At 75.8% G+C, this 2,120-nt stretch carries 1 protein-coding gene; it reads left to right on the forward strand.

All coding sequences use genetic code 11. From position 1 onward, the window contains the following. Window positions 1–2,120: type I polyketide synthase (locus ACFFRH_RS44035; protein ID WP_386164136.1), on the forward strand; the 2,120-nt coding region annotated here is incomplete at both ends.

Raw genomic sequence — 2,120 nt, forward strand, 5'->3', positions numbered from 1 at the left:
GAGGGGCTCGCGCTGTTCGACGCCGCCGCCGCCGTCGACGAGGCCCTGCTGGTGCCGATCCACCTCGACCTCGCCGCGCTGCGCGGCGCGAACGGCACGCCGCCCGCGCTCCTGCGCGGCCTCGTCCGCGCCCCCGCCCGCCGCGAGGTGACGGCCCCCGCGACCTCCGCCGCGGGAGGCTCCCCCCTGCTGCGCCAGCTGACCGGCCTGCCCGAGGCCGAGCGCGACCGCGTGCTCGTCTCCCTCATCCGCACGCAGGCCGCCACCGTGCTCGGCCACGCCGACGCCGACTCGGTGCAGTCCGGCCGCGCCTTCAAGGAGCTCGGCTTCGACTCGCTCACCGCCATCGAGCTGCGCAACCGGCTCAACGCCGCGACCGGGCTGCGCCTGCCCGCCACCCTCGTCTTCGACTACCCGACCCCCGTCGCGCTGGCCGAGCACCTCATGGGCAGACTGCTCGGCGCGGGCGTCCCCGCGCGGGCCGAGGAGCCGCTCGCGCGGGCCGCCGCGCCGGTGGACGACGACCCCATCGTGATCGTCTCCATGAGCTGCCGCTACCCGGGCGGCGTCGACTCGCCCGAGGCGCTGTGGAGGCTGCTGGAAGAGGGCGGCGACGCCATCTCGGAGTTCCCCGCCAACCGGGGCTGGGACCTGGACCGGCTCTTCGACCCCGACCCCGCCCGGCACGGCACCAGCTACGCCCGAGGCGGCGGCTTCATGCACGAGGCGGGCGAGTTCGACGCGGGCTTCTTCGGCATCTCGCCGCGCGAGGCCCTCGCCACCGACCCGCAGCAGCGGCTGCTGCTGGAGGCGGCCTGGGAGGTGCTGGAGCGCGCGGGCATCGCCCCCGACGCGCTCAAGGGCAGCTCGACCGGCGTGTTCGTCGGGGCGTCGAGCACCGGCTACGCCACCGGGCTGGCCACGCTGCCCGAGGGCGTCGAGGGCTACCTGCTCACCGGCAACTCCAGCTCGGTGATGTCGGGCAGGGTCGCCTACGTGCTCGGCCTGGAGGGGCCCGCCGTCACGGTGGACACCGCCTGCTCCTCCTCGCTGGTGGCGCTCCACCTCGCCTGCGACTCCCTGCGCCGGGGCGAGAGCACGCTCGCGCTGGCCGGGGGCGTGACGGTGGTCTCCACCCCCGAGCTGTTCGTGGAGTTCAGCCGCCAGCGCGGCCTCGCCCCCGACAGCCGCGTCAAGTCCTTCGCCGACGCCGCCGACGGCACGGTGTTCTCCGAGGGCGTCGGCATGGTCGTCCTGGAGCGGCTGTCGGACGCGCGCCGCAACGGCCATCCGGTGCTGGCGGTGGTGCGGGGCAGCGCGGTCAACCAGGACGGCGCGAGCAACGGCCTGTCGGCCCCGAGCGGTCCCTCCCAGCAGCGGGTCATCCGCCAGGCGCTGGCCAACTCCGGTCTCACGCCCGCCGACGTGGACGTCGTCGAGGCCCACGGCACCGGCACCACCCTGGGCGACCCGATCGAGGCCCAGGCCCTGCTCGCCACCTACGGCGAGGGGCGGCCCGAGGACCGGCCGCTCTGGCTGGGCGCGATCAAGTCCAACCTCGGCCACACCCAGTGCGCCGCGGGCGTCGCGGGCGTCATCAAGATGGTGCTCTCCATCCACAACGACCTGCTGCCCAGGACCCTGCACGTGGACGCTCCGACGTCCCACGTCGACTGGTCGGCGGGCGCGGTGTCGCTGCTGACCGAACCGGTCGAGTGGCCCGAGAACGGCCACCCGCGCCGCGCGGGCATCTCCGCCTTCGGCATCAGCGGCACCAACGCCCACCTCATCATCGAGCAGCCCCCCGCCCCCGCCCCCGCCGGGGACGCGGAGCCGGAGCCCGCCGGGACGACCGCCCCGGACGGGACGGCCACGGCGGAGGCGGCGCTCCCGCTCCTGGTCTCGGCGCGCAGCGAGGAGGCGTTGCGGGCGCAGGCCTCCCGTCTGGCCGCGTTCGTGGAGGAGCGCGGGGACCTGGACCTGCTGGACACCGCGTACTCGCTCGCGACGACGCGGGCGGCGCTCGATCATCGTGCGGTGGTGGTGGGCGGGGATCGTGTGGGTGTGGTGCGGGGGTTGTCGGCGCTGGCCGACGGGGCCGCGGGTGTGGGTGTGGTGCG

Origin of the sequence: Streptosporangium vulgare (assembly GCF_042428775.1) — a bacterium.
Classification (GTDB): Bacteria; Actinomycetota; Actinomycetes; order Streptosporangiales; family Streptosporangiaceae; genus Streptosporangium; species Streptosporangium vulgare.